The organism is Sorangium sp. So ce124 (assembly GCF_051525235.1).
GTDB lineage: Bacteria > Myxococcota_A > Polyangia > Polyangiales > Polyangiaceae > Sorangium > Sorangium atrum.
Genome location: NZ_CP150312.1, coordinates 3,667,608 through 3,691,020, shown reverse-complemented (window position 1 = coordinate 3,691,020; position 23,413 = coordinate 3,667,608). Strand labels below are relative to the sequence as shown.

At 71.9% G+C, this 23,413-nt stretch carries 17 protein-coding genes; 10 read left to right on the top strand and 7 right to left on the bottom strand.

The genetic code is table 11. The features are described from left to right. Positions 1-65: 65 nt before the first annotated feature. Positions 66-2,399 (bottom strand): glycogen debranching protein GlgX, encoded by a 2,334-nt coding sequence (gene glgX, locus WMF19_RS14085; RefSeq protein WP_437899591.1) that lies wholly within the window; start codon positions 2,397-2,399, stop codon positions 66-68. 289 nt (positions 2,400-2,688) lie between these two features. Here glgX and WMF19_RS14080 point away from each other — a divergent pair, with 289 nt between their 5' ends. Together WMF19_RS14080 and WMF19_RS14075 are read left to right on the top strand one after the other, a co-directional pair. Then, positions 2,689-4,341 (top strand): 4-alpha-glucanotransferase, encoded by a 1,653-nt coding sequence (locus tag WMF19_RS14080; RefSeq protein WP_437899590.1) that lies wholly within the window; start codon positions 2,689-2,691, stop codon positions 4,339-4,341. Positions 4,342-4,571: 230 nt separating this feature from the next. Next, the gene (locus WMF19_RS14075) at positions 4,572-5,879 is read left to right on the top strand and encodes an ammonium transporter (RefSeq protein ID WP_437901628.1); all 1,308 of its coding nucleotides are present in this window, start codon (positions 4,572-4,574) and stop codon (positions 5,877-5,879) included. A 102-nt stretch (positions 5,880-5,981) separates the two neighbouring features. Here WMF19_RS14075 and WMF19_RS14070 read toward each other — a convergent pair whose 3' ends face one another. The 3 genes from WMF19_RS14070 to WMF19_RS14060 form a co-directional block, all read right to left on the bottom strand. After that, positions 5,982-6,686: a hypothetical protein gene (locus WMF19_RS14070; protein ID WP_437899589.1), complete on the bottom strand. Its 705-nt coding sequence runs from the start codon at positions 6,684-6,686 to the stop codon at positions 5,982-5,984. A 122-nt stretch (positions 6,687-6,808) separates the two neighbouring features. Then, entirely contained in the window at positions 6,809-10,711 is a 3,903-nt protein-coding gene (locus WMF19_RS14065; RefSeq protein ID WP_437899587.1) for a protein kinase domain-containing protein, read from the bottom strand. Positions 10,712-10,976: 265 nt separating this feature from the next. Continuing rightward, positions 10,977-13,157 carry a substrate-binding domain-containing protein gene (locus WMF19_RS14060; protein ID WP_437899586.1) on the bottom strand — a complete coding sequence of 727 codons (2,181 nt, stop codon included), beginning with the start codon at positions 13,155-13,157 and terminating at the stop codon, positions 10,977-10,979. 229 nt (positions 13,158-13,386) lie between these two features. Between WMF19_RS14060 and WMF19_RS14055 the strand changes: the two genes are divergently transcribed. The 7 genes from WMF19_RS14055 to WMF19_RS14025 all read left to right on the top strand — a co-directional run bounded on the left by WMF19_RS14055 (position 13,387) and on the right by WMF19_RS14025 (position 21,070). Next, on the top strand, positions 13,387-14,469 hold the full coding sequence (locus WMF19_RS14055) for a hypothetical protein (RefSeq protein ID WP_437899585.1): 1,083 nt from the start codon (positions 13,387-13,389) through the stop codon (positions 14,467-14,469). 35 nt (positions 14,470-14,504) lie between these two features. Then, entirely contained in the window at positions 14,505-15,074 is a 570-nt protein-coding gene (locus WMF19_RS14050; RefSeq protein WP_437899584.1) for an RNA polymerase sigma factor, read from the top strand. Continuing rightward, on the top strand, positions 15,071-15,832 hold the full coding sequence (locus WMF19_RS14045; RefSeq protein WP_437899582.1) for a hypothetical protein: 762 nt from the start codon (positions 15,071-15,073) through the stop codon (positions 15,830-15,832). The genes WMF19_RS14050 and WMF19_RS14045 overlap by 4 nt, the downstream gene beginning before the upstream one ends. Positions 15,833-16,328: 496 nt before the next feature. Continuing rightward, positions 16,329-18,356: a hypothetical protein gene (locus WMF19_RS14040; protein ID WP_437899580.1), complete on the top strand. Its 2,028-nt coding sequence runs from the start codon at positions 16,329-16,331 to the stop codon at positions 18,354-18,356. 225 nt (positions 18,357-18,581) lie between these two features. Then, positions 18,582-19,148 carry an NADPH-dependent FMN reductase gene (ssuE, locus tag WMF19_RS14035; RefSeq protein ID WP_437899578.1) on the top strand — a complete coding sequence of 189 codons (567 nt, stop codon included), beginning with the start codon at positions 18,582-18,584 and terminating at the stop codon, positions 19,146-19,148. Between the two features lie 11 nt (positions 19,149-19,159). Beyond that, positions 19,160-20,290 (top strand): sigma 54-interacting transcriptional regulator, encoded by a 1,131-nt coding sequence (locus WMF19_RS14030; RefSeq protein WP_437899577.1) that lies wholly within the window; start codon positions 19,160-19,162, stop codon positions 20,288-20,290. Between the two features lie 300 nt (positions 20,291-20,590). After that, entirely contained in the window at positions 20,591-21,070 is a 480-nt protein-coding gene (locus WMF19_RS14025) for a hypothetical protein (protein ID WP_437899576.1), read from the top strand. A gap of 49 nt (positions 21,071-21,119) precedes the next feature. On the opposite strand, the gene WMF19_RS14020 is transcribed toward WMF19_RS14025, so the two are convergent. Continuing rightward, entirely contained in the window at positions 21,120-21,629 is a 510-nt protein-coding gene (locus WMF19_RS14020) for a hypothetical protein (RefSeq protein ID WP_437329095.1), read from the bottom strand. A gap of 260 nt (positions 21,630-21,889) precedes the next feature. Between WMF19_RS14020 and trxA the strand changes: the two genes are divergently transcribed. Further along, a complete protein-coding gene (gene trxA / locus WMF19_RS14015) occupies positions 21,890-22,282 on the top strand; it encodes a thioredoxin (RefSeq protein ID WP_272103178.1) in 393 nt (130 codons plus the stop codon). Here trxA and WMF19_RS14010 read toward each other — a convergent pair. Beyond that, positions 22,279-22,695 (bottom strand): GFA family protein, encoded by a 417-nt coding sequence (locus WMF19_RS14010; protein ID WP_437899575.1) that lies wholly within the window; start codon positions 22,693-22,695, stop codon positions 22,279-22,281. The two genes, trxA and WMF19_RS14010, sit on opposite strands and share 4 nt — an antisense overlap. A 96-nt stretch (positions 22,696-22,791) precedes the next feature. After that, positions 22,792-23,184, bottom strand: coding sequence for a DUF2809 domain-containing protein (locus WMF19_RS14005; protein ID WP_437899574.1), 393 nt, complete (start codon positions 23,182-23,184; stop codon positions 22,792-22,794). Between the last annotated feature and the right edge of the window lie 229 nt (positions 23,185-23,413).

Genomic DNA, 23,413 nt, shown 5'->3' with positions numbered 1-23,413 from the left:
GGTAAGCCTCGCGAGCTTGTACGCCTGCTCGTCCGAGCTCAGCCAGCCGCACAGCGTCGGGACGACTATGCCCGCTGCGCCTTCACCCGCTTGACCTTCTTCTTCTCCTTGCGCTCCAGGAGCCGCAGCACCGCCACGGACCGGTCGACGAGCAGGTAGCGCTCTCCCCCTGCCCTCGCGGGCACCGTGCGCGCCGGCTCCCCGGCGGTGCGGGTGTCGATGAGCACCTCCCACCGCTCGCCGAACTCGATCGCGGGCAGCACGAACTCCAGCGGCGAGTGGTTCGCGTTGATGAGCACGAGCAGCGTATCGCCGGAGATCGGCTCGCCGCGCGTCCCGAGCGCCGAGAGGGCGTCGCCCCCGAGCAGGTAGCCGATCGCCCGCGCGTTCGGGTGGGTCCAGTCCTCAGGCGTCATCTCGGCGCCGTCGGGGCGGAACCACACGATGTCCTTGAGACCGCTCCCGTGCACGTAACCGCCCGAGAAGAACATCCGCCGGCGCAGCACAGGCTGGCTCCGGCGCAGGGCGATGAGGCGGCAGGTGAACTCGAAGAGCTGCTTCCGCCGCTCATCGAGGTCCCAGTCGTGCCAGGAGAGCTCGTTGTCCTGGCAGTAGGCGTTGTTGTTGCCGAGCTGCGTCTTTCCGATCTCGTCGCCGGCGTTGATCATCGGCACCCCCTGCGAGAGGAGGAGCGTCGCGAGGAGATTGCGCTTCTGGCGCTCGCGCAGCTCGACGACAGCGGGGTCGCTGGAGGGGCCCTCGACGCCGTGGTTGTAGCTGTGGTTGTTGTTCGTGCCGTCCCGGTTGCCCTCGCCGTTCGCCTCGTTGTGCTTCTCGTTGTACGAGACGAGATCGTTCAGCGTGAAGCCGTCGTGCGCCGTCACGAAATTGATGCTCGCGTAAGGGCGGCGCCCGCTCGACGCATACAGATCGCTCGACCCGGTGAGCCGATACCCGAGGTCGGCCGCCAGCAGATCCCCCTTCCAGAAGCGGCGCACCGAGTCGCGGTAACGGTCGTTCCACTCCGTCCAGAGGACCGGGAAGTTGGCGACCTGATAGCCGCCCTCGCCCACGTCCCACGGCTCCGCGATGAGCTTCGTGCGCGAGAGGACCGGATCCTGGTGGATGATGTCGAAGAACGAGCTCAGGCGATCGAAGTCATGGTGACCGCGGGCGAGCGCCGACGCGAGATCGAAGCGGAAGCCGTCGACGTGCATCTCGGTCACCCAGTACCGCAGGCTGTCCATCACCAGCTGGAGCGTCTGGTAATGACGCGTGTTCACCGTGTTCCCGCAGCCCGTGAAGTCCATGTAGTAGCGCGGGTTGTGCGGCACGAGCCGGTAGTAGGTCCAGTTGTCGATCCCCTTCAGCGAGAGCGTCGGGCCGAGGTGATTCCCCTCCGCGGTGTGGTTGTACACGACGTCGAGGATCACCTCGATGCCGGCGGCGTGGAGCGCCTTCACCATCGCCTTGAACTCGGTCACCTGCTGGCCGAGCCGCCCGCTCGACGAGTAGCGGCCCGCGGGCGCGAGGTACGCGAGCGTGTTGTAACCCCAGTAGTTGACGAGCCCGCGCTCCCAGATCTCGCGCTCGCTCGCCATCTCGTGCACGGGGAGCAGCTCGAGCGCCGTCACGCCGAGCTTCTTGAAGTGGGCGATCGCCGCCTCGGAGGCGAGCCCGGCGTAGGTGCCGCGCAGGTTCGCCGGGATGCCCGGGTGCCGCTGGGTGAAGCCCTTGACGTGGACCTCGTAGAGGATCGTGTCCTGCCAGCGCGTCGCCGGCGGCCGGTCGCCGTCCCACGCGAAGCGGTGGTCGACGACGACGGACTTCGGCGCGCCCCAGGCGCTGTCGCGGTGGCAGATCTCCAGGTCGTCGAGCGGGGCCGGCGGGGGCGGCGGCGTGGAGTCCTTCCCGCGCGCCTCGGCGGCGCGGCGATCGCTCGCCGTCTTGCGCCCGCCCTCGCCCTTCTCGGCCGCCGCGCCGTCCCGGCCTGCCTCCTTGGGCCGGCCGGCGCCGCCCTCGCCGCGCTCGGGGTGCCCCCCGCGGTCGTAGGCGAAGAGCGGCGCCTTCCAGTTCGGCTCGCTGGCGAGCGCGTACGCGTACGGATCGACGAGGAGCTTCGCCGGGTTGAAGCGCTGCCCGGAGCGCGGGTCGTAAGGCCCGTGCACGCGGTAGCCGTAGAGCTGGCCGGGCTTGAGCCCCGGCACGTAGCCATGGAAGACGTGGGCCGTCCGCTCGGGGAGCTCGATGCGCTCGCGCTCCACGACATCGTCGACGGCCTCGAAGAGGCAGAGCTCGACCTTGGTGGCGGACTGGGAGAACAGCGTGAAGTTGACGCCCTCGCCGTCAAAGACGGCGCCGAGTGGGGTGGGCGTGCCGGGCCATATGCGTCTGGTCATCTGAAAAACCTGTGAAGCCGCCCTATTCGCGAGATCGGCGCCGCTGTCGAGACACAAGCGCGCGCGGCCCGATTTTTCGGCCGCCGCCCCCGGGGATCGCCCGGTGCCTGGCCGCTCGGGGGGCCCGCCCTCGCGCCGTGCGCGATGTCGCGGCCCCCTGTGCGAGCTCGGCAGCGGCCGCGGCGGCGGCGCGACGGCGCTACCGCACGGTCGCAGAAGGAGCATCCAGGGCGGCGCGACCCGCGATAGACTCCGCCCCTGAACGCCTGGAGCCAAGCGAAAAACGCCCATGTCTTCCCCCTCTGCTGAAAATCAGTCCCAGAGCACGCCGTCCCCTTCCGGTCCCGCTTCCGGCGCGCGCCGCCGCACCGCCGGCGTGACGGTGCCGCTCTTCTCCCTGCGCAGCGATCGCTCGTGGGGCATCGGTGAAATCGGCGATCTCCCCGAGTTCGCCGCGTGGATGCGCACCGCGGGCCTGCGCCTCGTGCAGCTCTTGCCGCTCGGCGAGGTGTCGGGGGGCGAGACGTCGCCGTACATGGCGCTCTCCGCGTTCGGGATCGATCCGATGTTCATCTCGCTGTCCGCCGTCCCCGAGCTTCCCGAGGAGCGGCTCGGCGAGGCGCTCGGCGACGACCTCGGGGCGCTCGATCGGGCGCGGAGCAGCGCGCGCGTCGACTACGATCTCGTCCGCCGCGTGAAGCGGCGGGCGCTGCGCTTCGCCTTCGACGTGTTCGAGCGCGAGCACCACGCGAAGCAGACGCCGCGCGCGGCCGAGCTGGCCGAGTTCGTGAAGCGGCAGTCGGACTGGCTGCCCGACTACGCGCAGTTCCGCGCGTTCAAGGACGCCTTCGAAGGCGTCGCGTGGTGGGACTGGCCCGAGGCGATCCGCGAGCGCAGGCCGGAGGCGCTCGAGGCGCTGCGGCGCGAGCGCGCGCGGGACATCCTCTATTACGAGTACGTCCAGTGGCTCGCGCACGCGCAGTGGGAGGCGGCGCGCGCGGATCTCCGCGGCAAGGGCGTCGAGATCATGGGGGATCTCCCGTTCATGGTGGCGCGCGACAGCGCCGACGTGTGGGCGCACCAGGGCGAGTTCCGGCACGACATGACGGTCGGCGCGCCGCCCGACCAGTTCGACACGGAGGGGCAGCGGTGGGGGCTCCCGCCGTACTTCTGGGCCCGGATGCGCGAGAACGACTTCGCGTGGCTCCGGCGGCGCTGCCGCTACACCGGGCTGCTCTACGACCGGTTCCGCATCGATCACCTGGTCGGCTTCTACCGGACGTACATCTTCCCGGAGCAAGGGCAGACGGCCCCGGAGGGCGAGCGGCCCAGGGCGACCTTCGATCCCGCGGAGGAGCCGGAGCAGCGCGAGCACGGCGATCGGGTCGTGCGGGCGATGCTGGCGGGGGCGGCGGAGACCGGGGCGCAGCTCGTGGCGGAGGATCTCGGCGCGGTGCCGGGGTGGGTCCGGGAGTCGCTCTCGGAGCTCGGGGTGCCCGGCTACAAGGTGCTGATCTGGGAGAAAGACGACGTCGTGTTCCGCAATCCGGCGGAGTATCCGGCGCTCTCGGTGGCCTGCTTCGGGACGCACGACACCGACTCGGTGGTGGTGTGGTGGGAGTCGCGGGACGACCGGGAGCGCGCCGGGGTCCTCGAGCTGCCGCAGCTCGCGCCGCGCCGGCAAGAGCTCGGCCCGCAGTTCACGAAGGAGACCCACCGCGCGCTGCTCGACCTGATCCTCGGCTCGAAGAGCGAGCTCGTGCTGCTGCTCCTCCAGGACGTCCTCGCCACGCGCGATCGGATCAACGTCCCGGGGACCGTGGGGCCGCAGAACTGGTCGCTCCGGCTGCCGGCGCCGCCGTCTGCGCTCGATCGGGATCCCGAGGTGCGGGCCGCGCTCGATCGGGTGCGCGAGAGCGTCGAGGCCAGCGGGCGCGGATAACGCGTCATCTCCCGCCGTCTCACGCCCTCTCGGGCCCACCGGCGATATAGTCTCACCAAAAATCCGTCGATCCGCTGTAAGAGCGAGTCGGCCAGCGCGCTGACGGCGGAGGCGCCCACGCGCTGACTCGCTGCGTCGTCGGGGTATGTTTCGTGCAGTCGCGAAGTATATCCCGACGAAACATTCTGGAAAACTGCCTTCTCTTACTGTCGCGGTCGAGGAGGCCACCAGTGAACGAAATCAACGCCTCGGACACCACCTGGCTCCTGGTCTCGTCGGCAATGGTTCTGCTGATGACGCCAGCGCTGGCCCTGTTTTACGGGGGCATGGTCCGAACGAAGAACACGCTCAGCACATTCATGCACAGCTTTTTCGCCATGGGGATCGTGACCCTGGCGTGGGTAACGCTCGGGTACTCGATGGCGTTCGCCGAATCCAAGGGCGGGTTCATTGGCGGCTTCGACTACGCGTTCCTGAACGGCGTTGGCACCGAGCCGCGCGTCGGGACGACGGTGCCTCACCTCCTGTTCATGGCGTTCCAGATGATGTTTGCCATCATCACGCCGGCGCTGATCTCGGGCGCCTATGCGGAGCGCATCAAGTTCTCGTCGTATGTGGTGTTCACGCTGCTCTGGTCGCTCCTCGTCTACAGCCCGATCTGCCACTGGGTCTGGAACCCGGGCGGGTGGCTCCTCGCGCGCGGCGCGCTCGACTTCGCCGGCGGCACCGTCGTTCACCTCGCCTCGGGCGCGAGCGCGCTCGTGATCGCGATCGTGATCGGCAAGCGCAAGGGGTACCCGACGCGCAAGATCGTGCCGCACAACCTCACCATGACGCTGCTCGGCGCCGGCCTCCTGTGGTTCGGCTGGTTCGGCTTCAACGGCGGCTCCTCGCTCGCGGCGAACGGGCTCGCCTCCGTGGCGTTCGTGAACACGCACATCGCCGCGGCGATCGCCGCGCTCGCGTGGGCCCTCATCGAGGCCGTGCGCTTCGGCAAGCCGTCGCTCCTCGGCGTGGCGTCGGGGCTCGTCGCGGGCCTCGTCGCCATCACCCCGGCGGCTGGCTTCGTCGGGCCGATGGCGTCCGTCGCGATCGGGCTCGCCGCGGGCGCTGTGTGCTATGGCGCCGTGATGCTGAAGGGCAAGCTGGGTTATGACGACAGCCTGGACGCGTTCGGCATCCACGGCGTGGGCGGGCTGCTCGGCGCGCTGCTCACCGGCGTGTTCGCCTCCAAGGTGTGGAATTCGGCCGGCCAGGATGGCCTCATCAAGGGCAACTCGGCGCTGCTCACCGAGCAGGCGATCGCGGCCGCGGTCGCGGCGGCTTACGCTGGGGTGGTCACCTTCGTGCTCGTGAAGGGGATCAGCGCGGTGATGGGCTTCCGGGTCGACGAGGAGACGGAAGACGAGGGCCTCGACGGCGTCCTCCACGGCGAGGAGGCCTATTCGCTCGGCGAGGGTGGCGCTCATGCGGTCGAGAGCGAGCCCCCGGTCGCCAGGCCGGCGCCGGCTCCTGTCCTCGCGCGCGAAAGCGCCTGATCCAGCGCAGCGGAGGCTCGCTCGCGGAGGCCGCCTGGCGGGTGCCAGGCGGCCTTCGTTGTTTTGTCCCCTTGGCCCCCTGCCCTTCCCGGCAGGGAGCGGTCACCTGCAACTGAAGGCGGGCTCGCCGGTCTCCTCGCAGCCGTGGTCGCACGTGACCTTGGCGCACCCGCAGCGGCGCAGCCTTCCGCGGTCGCCGTCGGCGCTGTGATCGCAGTCGTCGCTCAACGTGCGGCACTCGTCCTGGCAACGCTCCTTCTGCGCGGGCGACGGCGCGCAATCGACGACCGCCGCGCCGCCGGAGGAGCCCGCGTCGCTGCACAGCTCGACGGACGCGACCTGCTCGAGCAGCGGGATGATCCCCCCGATCATGCATTGAGCGTGCGGCTCGCAGACGTGGTCCCGCAGCACCGCCACCACGCGGACGCGCTGCCCGGTCAGCTCGCGCCAGTCCGGACCGAGCCAGCGCTCGGCGTCCTCGCGCGACAGGATCCTCCCGGCGATGAGGGGCTGCGAGCCCTTCGTCAGCGTCATCGTACCGACCCAGCGCTCACGCGCCGGCGCGTCGCCAGGGCGCTCACCCTCCGTCGGCGGCGACGCCGGCGGCGTGCCGGCGGGCGCGGCGCTCACGGCGGGCGCCGGCGCAGCGACCCGCGCAGCGGGAGCGACCCGCGCCAGCGGCGCCGTCGAGGGGGGCGCGCCCTCCGCGCAGCCCATCGCCCCGGCGCAGCACGCGCCGGCCAGCGCCCGGCGAAGCCATCGCCGCAATCCCGCGACGGGGAGCCGCGGGGCACGCACCGAGTTCATGGAAGGCACGGGTCACCTTACCACGCGCCAACGTGGACACGCGCCAGGGCGCGCCGGCTGCGGCCGAGCGCCGGTGCGGAATCAGCTCGCGGCGCGCAGCCACTGCCGGGAGAGATCGAGCGTCAGCTCGCGGCGCGCAGCCACTGCCGGGAGAGATCGAGCACGCGCGCGTTCTCGGGGATGTCGAGGAAGCTCGGGCGGTGCGCCGCGGGCAGCGCCTCTGCCCGCACGAGCAGCCGCTCGCGCGCGCCGGCGATGACCGCGGACGCGCGCTCGCGGTCGCCCGCCGCGTGCAGCGCCTCTGCATGGACCAGATCCGCCAGCGTGCTCTTGTACCCCGGCGCGCTCCAGCGCTCGTGGGCCGACGCGGCCTCCCGCGCCGTGGAGAGCGCGTCCGCGGCGCGGCCCGCGGCGAGCTGGATCGAGGAAAGGAGCGCCTTCGCCCCCACCTGCTCGAGCGGGAACGACGCGAGGAGCTCGATCGCGGCCAGCGCTTCGCGCTCCGCGGCCTCGAGGTCCCCCTCGCGGCGGAGCAGGCTCGCGAGCGCCCAGCGCGCGAACCCTTGCTGCAGCGGGGTGCGCCGCTCGATCCCGACCCCCAGCATCCTCGCCGTCTCGGCGCGCGCTCGGTCGAGCGCGCCGAGGTCGATCAGCACCTCGATGCACAGGAACGTCCGGAGCCACGAGACCGGCCCCAGCTCTTCCCCCGCGGGCATCGTCTCGCCGAGCTCGCGCTCCGCCCGCCGGAGATCGCCGAGCAGCCGGGCGATCATCCCGATCGCCACCTGCCCGACGATCGAGCCGCGCCAGTACCCCGCCTGCACGAAGCTCGCGCGCGCCGCCTCGGCCATGCACAGGCCCGTCCACAGGTCTCCGTCCCTCCACGCCTCGTGGAACGCGAGCGCGATCTGCAGCCACCCGCGCGCGACGGGGTCCCGCTCCGCGACCGGCTCGGTCACCTCGCGCACCCGCCTGGTCAGCGCGTCGGCGAGCCTGAACTCGCCGAGCTGCGCCGCGTAGTAGCTCCCGGCGGCGAGCGCGAACGCCGCCGAGCCGATCCCCTCCGGGGCGAGCTCGACCGCCTGCAGCGTGCGCACCGTCGCCATGAGCTCGTCGAGCCTGCCGAGGTGGATGTCCGCGGTGATCTTGGCGGGCACCGTCCTCACCCAGGGCATGCTCCCGGGCGTCAGGAGGCGCTGCGCCTCGTCGAGGTACAGGAAGGCGTGGTCCCACTCGCTGCGCCACGCGTGGACCTCCGAGAGCACGCCGAGCAAGCTGAGGTGCACGGCGTCCGGCGCGCCGCACTCGAGCCCCCGCCGGGCGCGCGCGATCGCCGCGTCCGGATCGCTCCCCCGCAGCGCCTGCTCCGCGGCGCGCAGGTAGAAGCTCCCGGCGCGCGCGAGGTCCAGCCCGCGCTCGAGGTGCTCGGCGAGCATCGCGGGATCGCTCGCGCCTCGCTCCTCCAGGAAGGCGGCCGCGAGCCGGTGCCCGAGGACGCGATCCGTCTCCGTGAGCATCTCGTAGGCCCCTTCCCGCAGGAGCGCGTGCCGGAACATGAACTCCTCGTCCCCTGGAAACCGGCTCTCCTCGCGGCGGACGATCACCTCCCCGTCGACCAGCTCCGCGAGCACGTCGTGCGGCGAGACCCGCGGCGCCGCGCTCCCGAGGAGCGCGCCGATGCCGGCGCGCCAGAAGACGTCGCCGAAAACGCTCGCCGCGCGCAGCACCTTGCGCGCCTCGCCGTCCAGCGCCGCGAGCCGCGCCTGGACCATCGCCAGCACCGTCTCCGGCAGCGCGTCGCCCATCCCCTCGGCCACGGCGCGGATCAGCTCCTCGAGGTAGAAAGCGTGGCCGTCCGCGTGGGCCACGAGGCGCGCCACGGTCTCCGCGTCCACGCCGTCGCCGAGCGCGTGGCGGACGAGGCGCTCGCAGGCCTTCCGCGGCAGCCGGGTCAGGTGGATCACGTTGAGCGCGCGCCCGCCCCAGAGCGCCGGGAACATCTCGTGGACCTCGGGGCGCGCGAGCCCGAGCACCAGGAACGGCCGCTCGCCGAGCGAGCCGAGCGCCGCGTCGACGAAGCGCACGGTCGGCAGATCGCCCCAGTGCAGGTCCTCGAGCACGAGCACGACGGGGTGCGCCGACGTCTCGGCGGCGAGGAAGTCCTCCCAGGCGCGGCGCATCTGCCGCCCCATGGTCTCCGTGTCCGCGCGGGCCGCAGAGAGCAGCGCGCTCTCCTCGCCCTCGAGCTCGACGCCGGCGATCTCCCCGAGGAACACCGCCACGCGCTCGCGGTCGGGGCCGGGGACGTGCCGCGCCACGCGCGCCGCGAGCTTCTGCTTGCGGACCGCGGCGGCCTCGCCGTCCTGGATGCGGCACGCGCACCGGATCGCCTGCCCGAGCAGGCCGAACGCGGAGCCCACGCGCAGCGGATCGCCGCACGCGGTCCAGATCTCGACGTGCTCGTCGTGCGCGCGGAGCGCGCGCGTGAACTCGTGGGCGATCCTGGATTTGCCGATGCCGGCGGGCGCCGTCACGAGGACGGCGCGGGCGATCGGCGCCTCGGCGCACTCGGTGAAGAGCGTCGTCAGCGTGAGCAGCTCGCGCTCCCGCCCGACGAACGCGCTCGCCTTGCCGAGCAGCGTCCCGGCGCTCCCCGCGGCGTCGCGCTCGCCGTGCAGCTCCCTCCGCTCGCCTTCGCCGGACACCTCGAACCGCGCGCCGAGCAGCCGCGCGGTCACGTCGTCGATCGCGATGGGCGGCCCGCGCGGGTCGGGCTGCCGCTCGTGGGCCCGCCTCGCCTCGCACGCGTCGAGCAGCCGCGCGGCCCTGTCGATCGCCTCCCCCATCGGCAGCTGCCTCGCCAGCTGCGCCCGGCCCGTCGAGAGCGCCATCGGCCGGGTCGGGGCCACCTTCCGGAGCGCCAGCGCGCAGCGCGCCGCCTGCGACGCCTGGTCGGTCGCGTCCCTGCCCGCGACGATGGCGACCACGGCGGAGCCGTCGGCGAGCGCTTCCATGTGCCCTCCATGCGCCGCCACGACCTTCCGCAGCTGCGCCCCCACGGTCACCTCGAGCGTCTGATCGAGCGGCGCAGTGTCGGCCGTCGCCGGCGTGGCCTCCCGCCCCACGAGCAGCACGGAGAGCAGCCGCCGCTCGCTCGCGGTGAGCGCCTCGGGGCGCTCGATCGCGGCCCCGCGCGCCGAGGCCCCGGCGGCGCGCAGCGTGCTCAGGATCACGGCGGCGGTCGCGCCGTCGCCGATGCGCTCCTCCGGGTCCTTCGCGAGCATCAGGTGGACGACCGCGTCGAGCTGGGCGGGGACCTCGGGGCGGAGCGAGCGGATCGAGGGGACCTCGCCGAACAGGATCTTCGCGAGGATCGCGGGGATGTTCTCGCCGACGAACACGGGGGCGCCCACGAGGCACTCGAAGAGCACGCAGCCGAGGGCGAACACGTCGGCGCGCGGCGTGAGTGCGCTGTACCCGACGCGCGCCTGCTCCGGGGCCATGTAGGCTGGCGTCCCGAGGGCGACCCCGGTCAGCGTCATCGGCGTCGCGTCGAGCCGCCGCGCGATCCCGAAGTCCAGGATCTTCACCTGCTCAATCTGCCCGTCCACGAGGAACAGGTTGCTCGGCTTGAGATCGCGGTGGACGATCTCGCGGGCGTGCGCCTCCGCCAGCGCCTCGGCGGCCTTCACGCCGAGCGTCAGCGTCTCTTCGACGGTGAGGCGGCCGCGCAGGAGGCGCCGCGAGAGGTCCTCTCCTTCGAGCCATTCCATGGCGAGATAGGACCTCCCCGAGGAGGTTTTCCCGTGGGCCACGTGCCGCACGATCCCAGGGTGCGAGAGCTCCGACAGGAACCTTGCCTCCCGGTCGAACCGCGCCTCGTGCGCGCCCGCCCCGAGCACCACCTTGAGAGCGACGGTGGCGCCTGTCACCCGATCGAGCGCCCGATAGACCTCCCCCATACCGCCGGAGCCGGCGAGCGCGAGCAGCTCGAACCGCTCCCCGACGACGTCGCCGACGCGCATGGATCGAGTATCGCCCGGCGGCGGATCTCCTGTCCAGCGCGCGTCGGGCCGGGGGAGACACGGCACGTCGTTCAGCATCTCGCGAGCTCTCGCGATACCTCGCGACGCCTCGCAATGTCCCGCACAATGTTGCGTGCTCGACAAGCACCGTGGGAGACGACATGCACGTTCGAGACGTGCTCAGCGCCAGACGAGACCGCGCCGGCGGCGCGCCGAGGGTGGGGGCCACAGCGCTGCGCGCGCGCTCAGCGCGGCGCGCGCAGCGTCACTCCGATCCTCCGCGACGCCTCCTATCCGAGATCGCGTTGCGCGACGACCGCAGCGGCGCTTCAGCCACGTCATTCCGTCTCGTGCGGAGCGAGGGGACCTCGGTCGACGCGAGGTCCTCGAGCGCCGACGCCAGCGACTGGTGGCTGGACAGATCGCCCAGCTGGATATCGATGGCGACGAGGCGCATCGCGAGCTCGGGGCGCACGCCGACGAGGCGGACGCGGGCGCCGAGCAGCGAGGCCGCGCGCTGCGTCTGCCCGAGCGCGTGGGCCACCTGGGCGTCGATGCTCGGGACGCCCGTGATGTCGAGCAGCACGCAGCGCGCCCCGTGTCGGCTCACCCCATCGACCACCCGCTCGAGCATCTGCCGGGCGCGATCTCCATCGAGCTCGCCGACGAGCGGGACGAGCAGCACGCCGGGCATGAGCGGGATGAGCGGGCAGCCGAGCTCGCGCACCGCGGCCGAGAGGGTGCGCTCGCGCTGATAGGCCTCCTGGAGGCTCGCGTGCTGCTCGGAGAGCGACTGCACGAGCGCGTCCCGCTCGAGGGCAGCGCCGAGGAGCGCCCCCCAGATGGAGATGGTGCCCTCGTCGCCGGCGACCTCGATCGAGCTCGGGCCGACGATCGCGAGGACCCCCCAGTCGTGGTGGAGCGTGCGGATCGGCAGGAGCGTCACCATGAACGGGCCGCCGGCGGTCGAGGGCGGCAAGTGCTCTGCGAGCGGGAACTCCTCCCGCGCGCAGAGGGCGCCGAGCGGGGGAGTCGGGCTGCCATCGCGGCTGTAGGCGCCTGCGATGACGAGGCGCGCGCGGGTGGTCGGGTCTTCCCAGAGCGCGAGACAGCCCCAGACGGCGGCGGTCGAGTCGAGCCAGGAGAGCGAGCGCGACTCTTCCTGGGTGCCGCCGAGCAGCGCGAGGCTCACCTCGTGATCGGACCGCGTGAGCGCCCCGAGCTCGTCGACGAACTGCCGCTCGGTCTCGACGCGAGCCAGCATGAGCGAGAGGCGCAGCCGCTCCTGGAACTCCTCGGCTCGCTCCTCCGCGGACTCCGCTGCTTCCCTGTCCAGGCGCGCGCGACGTCGCTTTCCGGACCGGCCGAGGAGGCGGACGACCCCCATGAGGCTCTCCACGTCAGGCGTGAGGCGGACGGCCTGCTGACAGGCCTCGTCGATCTCGGCCGCGGGCGGTGGCGCGGCGCCCTCGAGCGCCGCGGTATATCCCGCGATCACGGCGGCGACGCCGGGCCAAACGGCCGTCGGGGGCGTCTCGGGTGGGAGCGGCAGGCGGAGGAGCAGCTCGACCATCTGCCGCTCGAGGTCGTCGTCCGGCGCCGCGCGCTTCCCGTGGAGCACGCCATGGAGCGGGTCGCACCCGCACGTCCGCCGCCTGACGAACGTGGTCGGCGCGAGCACGGGCCCGGACGGGACGACCTGGCCTGCGACCTGCGCCAGCACGAGCTCGTACGCGAGCGCTCCGATGGCGTCGAAGCGCTGGCGCACGGTCGTCAGCGGAGGGGCCGACCACTGCGCATCGGTGATGTCGTCGAAGCCGATGATCGCCAGATCGTCGGGGATGCGGTATCCGGCGGCCTGGAGGGCCGACATCATCCCGAGCGCGTTCTTGTCCGTGGCGACGACCGCGGCCGTGAGATCTCCCCTGCGCGCGATGAGGGCCTCTGCGGCGCGCTGGCCGCCGGAGTGCCAGTTGTTGTCGGCGTCGAAGACGAGGCCGGGATCGAAGGGGATCCCGCTCTCGATGAGCATCTCCATGTAGCCGTCGAAGCGCGCGCGGATGTCGTCCTGATCGATGCAGCCGACGAACGCGATGCGCCGGTGTCCATGCTCGATCAGGTGGCGCACCGCGCTCCGGACGCCCTCGCGGTTGTCCGGCATGACGGTCGGACAGCCCGCCTCGGGGGCGCAGGAGCTGACCGTGACGAGCGGGACACGCGCCTGCGCGAGGAGCTCGATGCCATCCGTGGCGAGCACGACGATCCACCCGTCCACCTGGTCCCGGGCGAGCGAGGGCGCCTGGACGTACGCCGGCGTGCCGCGCACCACCAAGACACGATGGCCGCGCTGCTGCGCCTCCTGATGGATCCCCCTGAGGACCGAGGTGAAATAAAAGCCGTCGAGGAAGGGCGTGAGGACGCCGATGGTGGTCGGGCGGGAGTGCATGGGCTGCGGGCTCGCGAATGGATGAATACCGGATCTCCGTCTCGCTCACCGACGGCCATCACCGCCACCTGCCAGAAATTCCGGTGACTCGCGAATCGTCCGGGTGTACAGCATCGCCGATCCGTTTGGCCATCGATCGAAACATCCTCGTCGTCATGGCGCGCCCCCGTTACGAGCCCACGTCCTTCCCCGCAGAGGGATCGATCGGGCGAGAGGAAGGGAGCGGAGGGTGAGCGCGCCGGCCGTGCGTGCGCTCGTCTCGGCGCTCGGCGCCTGCGCAGCGCTCACGCCGGCCAGCGCGCGGGCGGAGTGCGATCGCGCGGCCGCGGACGTGTCGTGGGTGCGCCTCGCGGGCGCGGAGGGGCGGTGCCCGTCGGCGTCCCGGTTCCGCGCCGAGATCTCGCGGCGGCTCGGGCGGGAGCTCGTCACGACGGGCAAGGCCGCCTCGATCGAGGCCGTGGTGCAGGGGCACCCCGGGGCCTGGTCGGCCACGATCCGGACCGAGCTGTGCGACGGCTCCCCGCCGACGGTCCGCGAGCTCTCCGACCCCACCCAAAGCTGCGACGGCATCGTGGCCGCAGCGGCGGTGCACATCCTGCTCGCGATCGATCCAGAGGCCGGCCTCTCCCCCCCGACCGCCGAGGCGCCGCGCTCCCCGCAGGCCGCCGAGGCGCCGCGCCCTCCGGCCCCTCCTGCGCGCCCTCCGGCCGCGGAGCGGGCGCCGGAGCCGCCGTTCCCCTGGCCGGCGGAGGCCAAGACCACGCCGCCCCCGGCCGAAGGCCCGCCGCCCCCCGGGCTCTCGGTCACCTGGCGCGGGCTCGCTTCCATGGGCATCGTCCCCTCGCCGGGGTTCGGCGTCGCCTTGTCGGGCGAATGGTCGATCCTGCCGCGGTGGACGCTCGAGACGGGCGTGCTGTGGCTCCCGGAGCAGCACGCGGCCCAGCGGACGTTCGCCTTCGGGCTCACTGCGGGCTGGCTCGGCGCGTGCTTGGAGATGGTCCGGAGCCGCTCGGTCGCCCTCGGGCTCTGCGGCCGGGCGGTGGCGGGCGCCATCTACGCCGTCATCTACGGGGACGACGGCGTCCTCCCGACGATCCTGCCGACCGACGTCGGCTCGCGCGCGTGGCTCAGCCTCGGCGCCGGCACGCGGCTCGGCGTCCGCGTCCTCGGGCCGCTGCGGCTCGAGACCGGCATCGACCTCTTCGTCCCCGTGACGCGGTACGATTTCCAGCTCGAGGGCGGGCGGCCGACGGGCCTGGAGCAGGCCGCGCTCGCCGCCGCGGCGTTCGGGGGGGTCGGCCTCACGTTTTGATGAAGGATCCACGGGCTGCCGGCATTCAGTCTCCCGTGGAGCAGTGCTTACGAGCCGACGTCCTGCGCGACGCCAAGCAGCCGCCACGGAGCCTCGTCGCCCTGCACGCCGAGCACGGCAACTTCGTCTGGGCGACCCTCCAGCGGTTCGGCATCCAGCACCCTGACCTGGAGGATGCCTTCCAGGACGTCTTCGTCGTCGTCCAGCAGCGGCTCCCGTCCTTCGACTGGGCCTGCCCCATCACCACCTGGCTCTTCGCCATCTGCCGCCGCGTCGCCGCGTCGCACCGCCGCCGCGCCCACACGCGCCGCGAGCGGCTCGGCGAGGTGGTGGACGACGTGCCGGACCCCGCGCGCGGCCCGGAAGAGATCACCTCCCGCCGCGAGGCGCGGCTGCAGCTCGAGGGCATCCTCGCGGCCATGGATCTCGATCGACGGGCCGTGTTCGTCATGTTCGAGATCGAGGAGATGCCGTGCGACGAGATCGCGCGCCTGGTCGGCGTCCCGATCGGGACCGTCTACTCGCGGCTCCACGCGGCGCGGAAGGAGTTCGCGGCGCTCCTGAAGAAGTCCGAGGTCGAGCGCGCGCGCAGGGGGGCCAGATGAGCGATCCGAAGCGATGGAACCAGGAAGGAGGAGGCGCTCCGCCGGGCGCGCGCGAGCTGCTCCGCGCCGCCGCGCCCATCCGCCCGATGACGTCCGCCGAGCTCGCGCGCACCGCGGCCCGGGTGGCGCCGCTCGAGACGGCCGCGGGCGCGGCCGCCGGCGCCACGGTGCCGGCGTGGATCAAGGGGATCTTCCTCGCGGTGGGCATCGGGGCCGGCGGAGCAGGGCTCCACGCTGCCCTCGGCGAGGTCCCGAACGCCGCCGCGCCGATCGCGCCCCCTCCGGTGCTCACCGATCTGCCGCTGGAGCGGCTCCTCTCACGCGCGGGCGGCCGCGAGCCGGCCGGATCGCCGGCGGCCGGGCCGCCGGCTGCCGAAGCACCGGTGGCCGAGGCGCCGCGCCCGCCCCCGTCCGCCCTCCGCCGCGAGGCGCCGCGGAGCCCCCGGCCGGCCGCGCCGGCGCCGGAGGCGACCGCCTCGGCGGACGGCGACGACCTGGTCCGGGAGTCCAACCTGGTCGACGCGTCCAGAGCGGCGCTCGCGCAGGATCCGGAGGCCGCCCTCGCCGCGCTGGAGAGGCACCAGGCCGAGTTCCCGAAGGGGCGGCTGGCGGAAGAGCGGGAGTTCATCGCTATCCGCGCGCTGGTGCGCCTCGGGCGCGCCGACGAGGCGCGGGCGCGCGCGGCGGCGTTCTTCGCGCGGTATCCATCGAGCTCCTTCGCCGAGCCGCTGCGCCGCATCGTCGCCGCGGCTCGGTGATTGCTTCCACGACGACGGCTGCACCCGCGAACTTCACACGACGTTCGAGCAACCGAGCCGGATCGCCTCGCCAGTGCCAGCGGCGACGACATCGACGCTCGCACGGACCACAAGAAATCGACATGAAACCGACGCAGACACGGACCGCGAAAAATTAACGCGAGTACAAACACGAGCGTTCATATCGCTTGCCCGGTACCTAAACAGTATTAACATACGCCCCACGTTCACGGGCGGCCGCGCCGAGAGGCGCCGGCGCCCTGGCGTTTCGTCGGAGAACGGTGGATTCAGCGGCTCGATGAGGCCAGGCTGCCGTGGCAGCGCTGGCCGCGGCGAGGCACGCCGCCCATGCGGCGCGCGCCGAGCGTCGTCTCCTTGCGGACGACGCGCGCGCTCGCCGGCGGTCGTCCTCCTCGGGCCGCTCGTTCCATCCGCGAGCGCGCGTTCGCGCTCTCGCGCGGCTCCGCCGTTCTTCGTGGTCATTTCAGGAGGTTTCATGTCGTCGAAGCTGTCGAGTTCGAGCAGTCCGGTGCGCTCTCATTCTGATTCTGCCTCCCCCGGCGCGTGGCAGGGGGCGCGGCGCGCCGCGCTGGCCGCGCTCGCGATTCTGCCGATTTCTTGCGCGGATCTCGGGCCCACGGACGGCGCTCCTGCCGATCTCGCCGAGGGCGAGATCGCGGAGGCCGGCCAGGCGCTCTCGCTGACTTTCCCCATCAAGGAGCGGAGTTCGCTCGTCGTCACGAACACCGAGATCGTCGGCGCGTTCAAGCTGAAGGACGTGCTCCAGCAGCTCATCGATCAGGCGGGCGTCAGCCTGACGCCCCTCCAGCTCTTCCGGCAGTTCATGGACACGAACCGGAAGGCCGCAGACGGGATCGGCCTCGGCCCGCACTGCGACGACGTGCTGATCCCCGGCTCGGCCGGGTCCATCAACGGGTGGCCGATCGACTGCCCCCGCGTCGTGGGCCTGGAGGCCGACAGGGATCCTTTCGCCGATGAGGAAGCCCCGAACGCCTACGTCGCCACGACCCTGTCGAACCGCTTCGACCTCGCCCCGCCGGACGGCGCCAACTGCGGCGAGTACCGCGTCGTCTTCGCCAGGCGCTCCGGCATCCCGGAGGGGGCGTTCCAGATGCGCAACTTCATCATCTTCGAGGGCCGGCTGCCCAACCCGACCCCGAGCCTTGGCAGAGAAGGGTGCCGCCCGGTCGTCGACTTCTGGTACCACCTGTCGGATCCGGCGAAGAGCCTGGCGGAACGGAGGGACGAGCTGCTCTCCTTCTATTTCGATGGCCTGCCCGGGGGGTTCGAGCCCGTCTTCCACATCAATCATTACGGTCAGAACGCGGGGCCGTACGGCGGCCAGATCCGGACCAACGAGTTCCTCTTCGCCCCCGCGGTCGACAACACTGCGCCCGAGCCCTTCACGACGTGGAACCTCCGGGAGTTCAGGCTCCTTCACAGCGGCTCGGGGAGCAGCGGTACGCTGGTCGTCACGCCGTCGTTCGTGAAGGACACCCCGGCCGCGCCGCTCTTCGATCCCGCCTCGACCGACGCGCGCGCCGTCGCCTTCAGGAGCACGTCGTTCCCGGGCCTCGTGGAGCGGCTCGCCGCGGCGGACGACATCAACCGCTTCGCCTTCGAGCCGAGCTATCCGACGACGATGAACGCCGGAGAGAGCCAGATGATCGGCCTCCAGAACAACTACTTCGCGACGTTCGGCGCCGGGCCCTCGGCCCTCAGGACAAGCATCCAGAACAAGCTCACCGCGATGGGCAGCGCGCTCACCCCGGATCAGGTCGTGGGTCGCGCGTTCTCCCTGTCGTGCAGCGGGTGCCATGAGCCGATCGGCGACGCCACGGGCTCCCCGACCGTCGGGCTCGATCTCGGCACGACCGCGACGCTGGCGAAGCTGAGGCCGTTCACGCAGACCTCCGAGCAGCTGGAGGCCGATCCGGACGAGCCGGGCGGGCAGCGCTTCAAGATCTCGGAGGCCCTCACGGGCGTGTTCATCCCGTTCCGGAAGAACGTGATGGCGGACTTCCTCCTCAACAACCCGATCCTCGGGTTCGAGAAGCCGGGCGCGTGGACGTCGGCGCAGGCCCAGCTGTCGGTCCACACGGGCCGGGTTGTGGAGGGCATCTCGTCGCTCGAGGTGAAGACGCCCTCCGCGTTCAACGCGATCGTCAGCCCGAACTTCAGCTCGGCGAACCTCGCCCCGGTGGGCAACAAGATCACGCTCGATCTCTTCGTCTCTCCCGCCCAGCCGAACCCGAGCTGGGTCGGGAACATCGAAGTGCTGATCTCGATCCCTTCAGCCGGCATCTACAACCAGTGGGCCGGCAACGTCGCGCTCACCCCGCTCACCCGGGGCCAGTTCGTGAGGATCCAGTTCGCCCAGCTGCCGACGGCCACCAAGAACGCGCTGAACGCAGGGGCCACCGACGTGAAGCTGCAGTTCAACCTCAACGTGACCAGCAACTCCGGTCCGTACTACCTCGACAACGTGCGGTTCGAGAACTGACCGCGAGCGAGCGCTCGTGAGCGTGAGAGCGAGCGTTCGCTCATGAAGAGGGCGCCGGCCACCCACCGGAGCCCTCTTCTTCTCTTGCGCTCGGATACCGATCCTCCCACGCGCGCCCACACACGGCCCCTCCCCGGGGCCGACCCCCCAGCGGAACGATCCGTTCAGACGGATAATTCATCCGTTATAGTAGACACCGTTCTCGGGCCTTGGTATGCTGCGCTCATGTCAGGCATTGCCATCATCACCGGAAGTGTCTCTGCGCGCTCGAAGACCTCGGCGCTCGCGGCCCGCATCGCGGCGCGGCTCGTGCGCGAGGGGTTTCGCGTCACCACCATCCACGTCCGCGAGCTCCCGGCCGAGGATCTCCTGCACGGGCGCTTCGACTCCCCCGCCCTGGTGGACGCGGCGCGGGTCGTCGCGGAGGCGGCCGGGGTCGTCATCGCGACACCCATTTACAAGGCCTCGTACACGGGGGCGCTCAAGGCGTTCCTCGACCTCTTGCCGCAGTTCGGGCTCGCGGGGAAGGCAGCTCTCCCCCTCGCGACGGGCGGGACGCTCGCGCACGTGCTGGCGATCGATTATGCGCTCCGTCCGGTGCTCCAGTCGCTCGGTGCGCGGCACGTCGTCGCGGGGCTGTTCCTCCTCGACAAGGCGCTGCGGCTCGGGGAGGACGGGGTGCTCGACGTCGATGACGAGCTCGGGAGCAAGCTGGAAGAGATCGTGAGGCCCTTCATCGACAGCGTGATCCGGGAAGGCCTCCCGCTGCCGGCGCGCGAGGTGGCGGCCTGAGCGGTATACCCATGCGCTTGCTCACGCTCCCCACCCCCGAATCGACGGCGGCGCCGACAGAGCGCGCCAAGGCGCTCCTCTTCGAGGATCCCAGATCGCAGGAGCTGCTCCACCGCGCGAGGCAGGTCGCGGCGGGCGACGCGGCAGCGCTCATCACCGGCGAGATCGGCACCGGCAAGGAGATCATCGCGCGGCACGTGCACGAGCTCAGCGCGCGCCGCGGCCGGCCCTTCCTCGCCGTGAGCTGCGCGGCGCTGTCGCCCGCGCTCGCGGACAGCGAGCTCTTCGGCCACGAGCAGGGCGCGTCCCCGAAGGCGCTCACCATGAAGCACGGCCTGCTCGAGGCCGCCGAGGGCGGCACGCTCTACCTCGACGAGATCGGGGATCTCCCGCTCGGCGTGCAGGTCAAGCTGCTGCGCGCGCTGGAGGACCGCGAGGTCGTCCGGCTCGGCTCACGGACCCCGGTGCCTGTCGACGTGCGCATCATCGCGGCCACGAACGTCCCGCTGAACGACGTTGTCGCCGTCGGCGGGTTCCGTGAGGACCTGTTCTCCAGGCTGAATGGCGCCGCGATCCCTGTCCCCGCCCTGCGCGAGCGGCCGGGGGACATCCTGCCGCTAGCCCGCTATTTCCTTGGCACGTACGGGCGCCGCCTGGGGCCCACGCCGTGCGTGCTCACGTCGTCCGCGGTGGACCGGCTGCTCGCGCACTCGTGGCCGGGCAACATCCGCGAGCTCGAGAACGTCATTCACCAGGCGCTCCTCGTCTGCCGCGCAGGCCGCGTGACAGGGAAGGATCTGCGGTTCACGAGCCTCCGGCCGAAGGCGGCCGCGATCGAGCCGCCGGGCCGCGTCGACGGGCTGATGGCGACGCTCGAGAGCACGATCGCCGCCCTCTTCGACGCCAGCTTCCCGAACGTGCACGAGCGGGTCGAGGAGATCGTGATCCGCACCGCCTACCGCCGCTGCGACCGCAACCTGGGGCTGACGGCGGCGCGGCTCGGCGTCAGCCGCGATCTCGTGCGCGCGCGCCTCCTGCAATCCGGCGAGATCGCGCAGCCCTCCACGCCCGAGCCCCCAGCCGCGCCGAAGGCCGGCGACGCACGAGCGGCCGCGACAGCACTCCCGATCTCCCTGCCCTGATCGACGCCGCCGCGTCGCTCCTCCCCGCCAGGAAGCCCGCGCCTCGCGCCGGACCAGCAAAGGTGCGATATAGAGCGACAAGCCCCCCTACGCCCCGGTGCGAGCAATTCTCGCGGGCACGAGCCGATTGCGTGTCCTGAACAACAGATGCACCGATTGCGTGTCCTGCACAACAGGCGCGCACGTGATGCGTGCTCCGAGCCTCGCAGAGCGCGTCGGGTCGCTCTTTTCACGTTGGCGCGCGGCGTGCGAGCCTGGGGATCGTGCAGGGCCGGACGGCAAGGCGAGGAGGGTGTTTGTATGAGCTCAATCCATCCCGGTGCGGCAACGAATGTAGTCGCAGCGTCCCTGGCGCGTCCCGCGGCGAGCGCCGGCGCGACCGTTGATCCCGGCGCAGGGGCGCCGGAGCTCTCCGGAGGGGAGCTCGAGCCGCCACCCAGCGTGACGCGCGCGCTGGCCGCCACGGCGGAGTCGGAGGGCGCCGAGCGCGCCGCGTCCTGGGAGCTCTGTACCGCGATGCTCGCGATCGCCACCGGCTGGCTCGCGTGGACGCTGCCGGAGCCCAGCGCCCGCGACGTGCTGCTCGTCGCGCTCTGTCTGGCGCTCGTCACGATCGAGCGCCGCAGGGCAGGCGCGCACTTCAGGAAGGCGATCGCCGCGGCCGCGGGCGCGCGCGGCGCGACGGAGGGCGAGGCGTCGCGCGCGGCCTGGCGGCTGGACGCGGCCTTCTGCGCGGCGCGCGCCACGGGGCGAGGCGCGATGGGCAAACGGCGCCGCTGAGCGACCTCCCCCGCCGGAGAGGATCGGCGCGGCGGGGATCACCGGCACATCACGAGCACGTCTCCCCTGGCGCTGACCCGCGAGCGCCTCCGGGCTCTCCCTCGGCGTCGAGCGCCGGGCCGGGCTGCCCGCACCGCGAGCGCCATCCTCCACCCACGTCGCGCTCGCGGAACTCGGGGCGCAGCTCGCTGCGCGCGTCGGCCGCGAGCAGCTCGCACGGATCGAAGTAGTGCGACGTCCGCGCCTGCGCGGCGATGGGCGGCAGCTCGCCCGAGAACTCCGGCACGCCGGGGCAGCGATGATGCCAGAGGGCATAACGCTCCGGGACGTCGCCGAAGCAGAGCACTTCTTTTACGCCGCCGTTGCAGTTCGTGCTCACGACGAGCACCGGCGCCGGCAGCGGCGCGAAGCGGTGCACCCGGAGGACCACGTCGTGGTGGAACTCGCCCTGCTTCCAGTGGGCGAGGAGATCGAACTCGCCATGTCGATCCCGGATCTCCTGCAGCAGCGACCCGAGATCCATGGCATCGGCGAGGGATTGAACTGACGCATTGGTCATGGCGCGCTCTCCTTCGACGGTAAGCTGTGCCGATGGTGTAGCACGGCGCCCGCGCGGAGCCGGGACGCGGGGCCCTCCCTCGGTGGAGGAGCACGCTGGAGCGGTTCCGCCCGCGCCGCGACGTCGGGCGCGTACGCGTCGATCAGCTCCTCGTCGAGCCGATCGAGCCCATCCTCGCATGCAACGCGCCCTGAGCGCCGCCGGCGGCGCCTGGCCGCTCGCTCCACGACACGGGCGTGCCCCGGGGGTATGCTCCGCGGATGAGTACCATCGAGCTCAGCGCGGAGAATTTCGAGAAGACGGTCGAGTCGAACGGCATCGTGCTCGTCGACTGGTGGGCGCCCTGGTGCGGCCCGTGCCGGGTCTTCGGGCCCGTCTTCGAGAAGGCCTCCGAGAAGCACGCGGACATCGTGTTCGGGAAGATCAACACGGACGACCAGAAGGATCTGGCGCAGGCATTCAACATCCGCTCCATCCCGACGCTCTTCATCTTCCGCGAGAAGGTCCTCCTGTTCGCGGAGGCGGGCTCGCTGCCCGCATCGGCGCTCGATCAGGTGATCGAGAAGGTGCGCTCGCTCGACATGGACGAGGTGCGGGCGAAGATCGCCGAGGAGGAAGCGAAGGAGGCCGCCGGCGAAGACAGCGCCGGCTAGCTCTGGCTGCCGGCCTTGTCCCCGCGATAGTCCGTGGCCCCCTGGATGGGGGGCAGCCAGGGCACGCGGTGCACGGTCCAGAGCTGGAAGGACGGCGGCGGCACGTCGCCGGGCCTGTCCATCGTACCGAGGAAGATGTCGAGTTCCCGCGCCCCGTCGCGGCGCCAGAACAGCGACGAGCCGCAGGTCGCGCAGAACTGGCGGACGGCGAAGCTGGATGAGCGAAACGTCGCGGGCGCGCCGGAGAGCAGCTCGAACTGCTCGTCAGCGAAGGACGCGAAGGCCGGCATCGGCGCGCCGCTCTGGCGCCGGCACTGGCTGCAATAGCAAACATTGACGCTCACCGGCGCGCCGCGCGCGCGGTAGCGGATCGCGCCGCACAAACAGCCGCCGGTGTGGTGAGCCTCGGACATGGCCATCGCCTCCTGGTTCCTGGATCTCGCGATCGCCAGCCTGGCCCCTCACGGCACGCGCGGCAACCGGCGCGCGCGCTCGGCGCGGCGCTGCCTTCACGCGGGGGCCCGGAGCGGCCGGCAGAGCCCGTAACCCAGGACGCAGCCGAGGCCATACAGCGCGAAGTCCGCCGGATCGAAGCCGCCGTTCGCGCCGAGCAGGAGCCGCCCCGGGGTGGTGCTGCGCGCGGCCCACAGCCACGGCGCCTGGCTCAGCTGGAGCAGCTCGATCGCGCACGTCGCGGCGAGGACCGCGAGCGCCAACCGATGCGTGCGCGCGGAGATCCACACGATCTGCGCCGCGGCGATCCACACGACCTCATAGAGCACCGCGCCGGCGCTGTTGCGCAGCCAGACCGGGCCGCCGTGGAACCGGGCCATCAGGCCGACAGGGACGACCGCGACGATCAGGAGCGCCAGCGCGAGGCGCTTGCGAGCGACTTCCGGCATGCGCAGAGCCTACAGCGGTTTCCGCCCACCTCTGCACCATGCAGAGCAGAGCGGCGGTCACCCGCACAGGACACGGCAGAGCGGCGGTCACCCGCACAGGACACGGCAGAGCGGCGGTCACCCGCACAGGACACGGCAGAGCGGCGGTCACCCGCACAGGACACAGCAGAGCGGCGGTCACCCGCACAGGAGACGGGCCCAGATCGGCGTTTTCGGCGCGGAGGCGCAC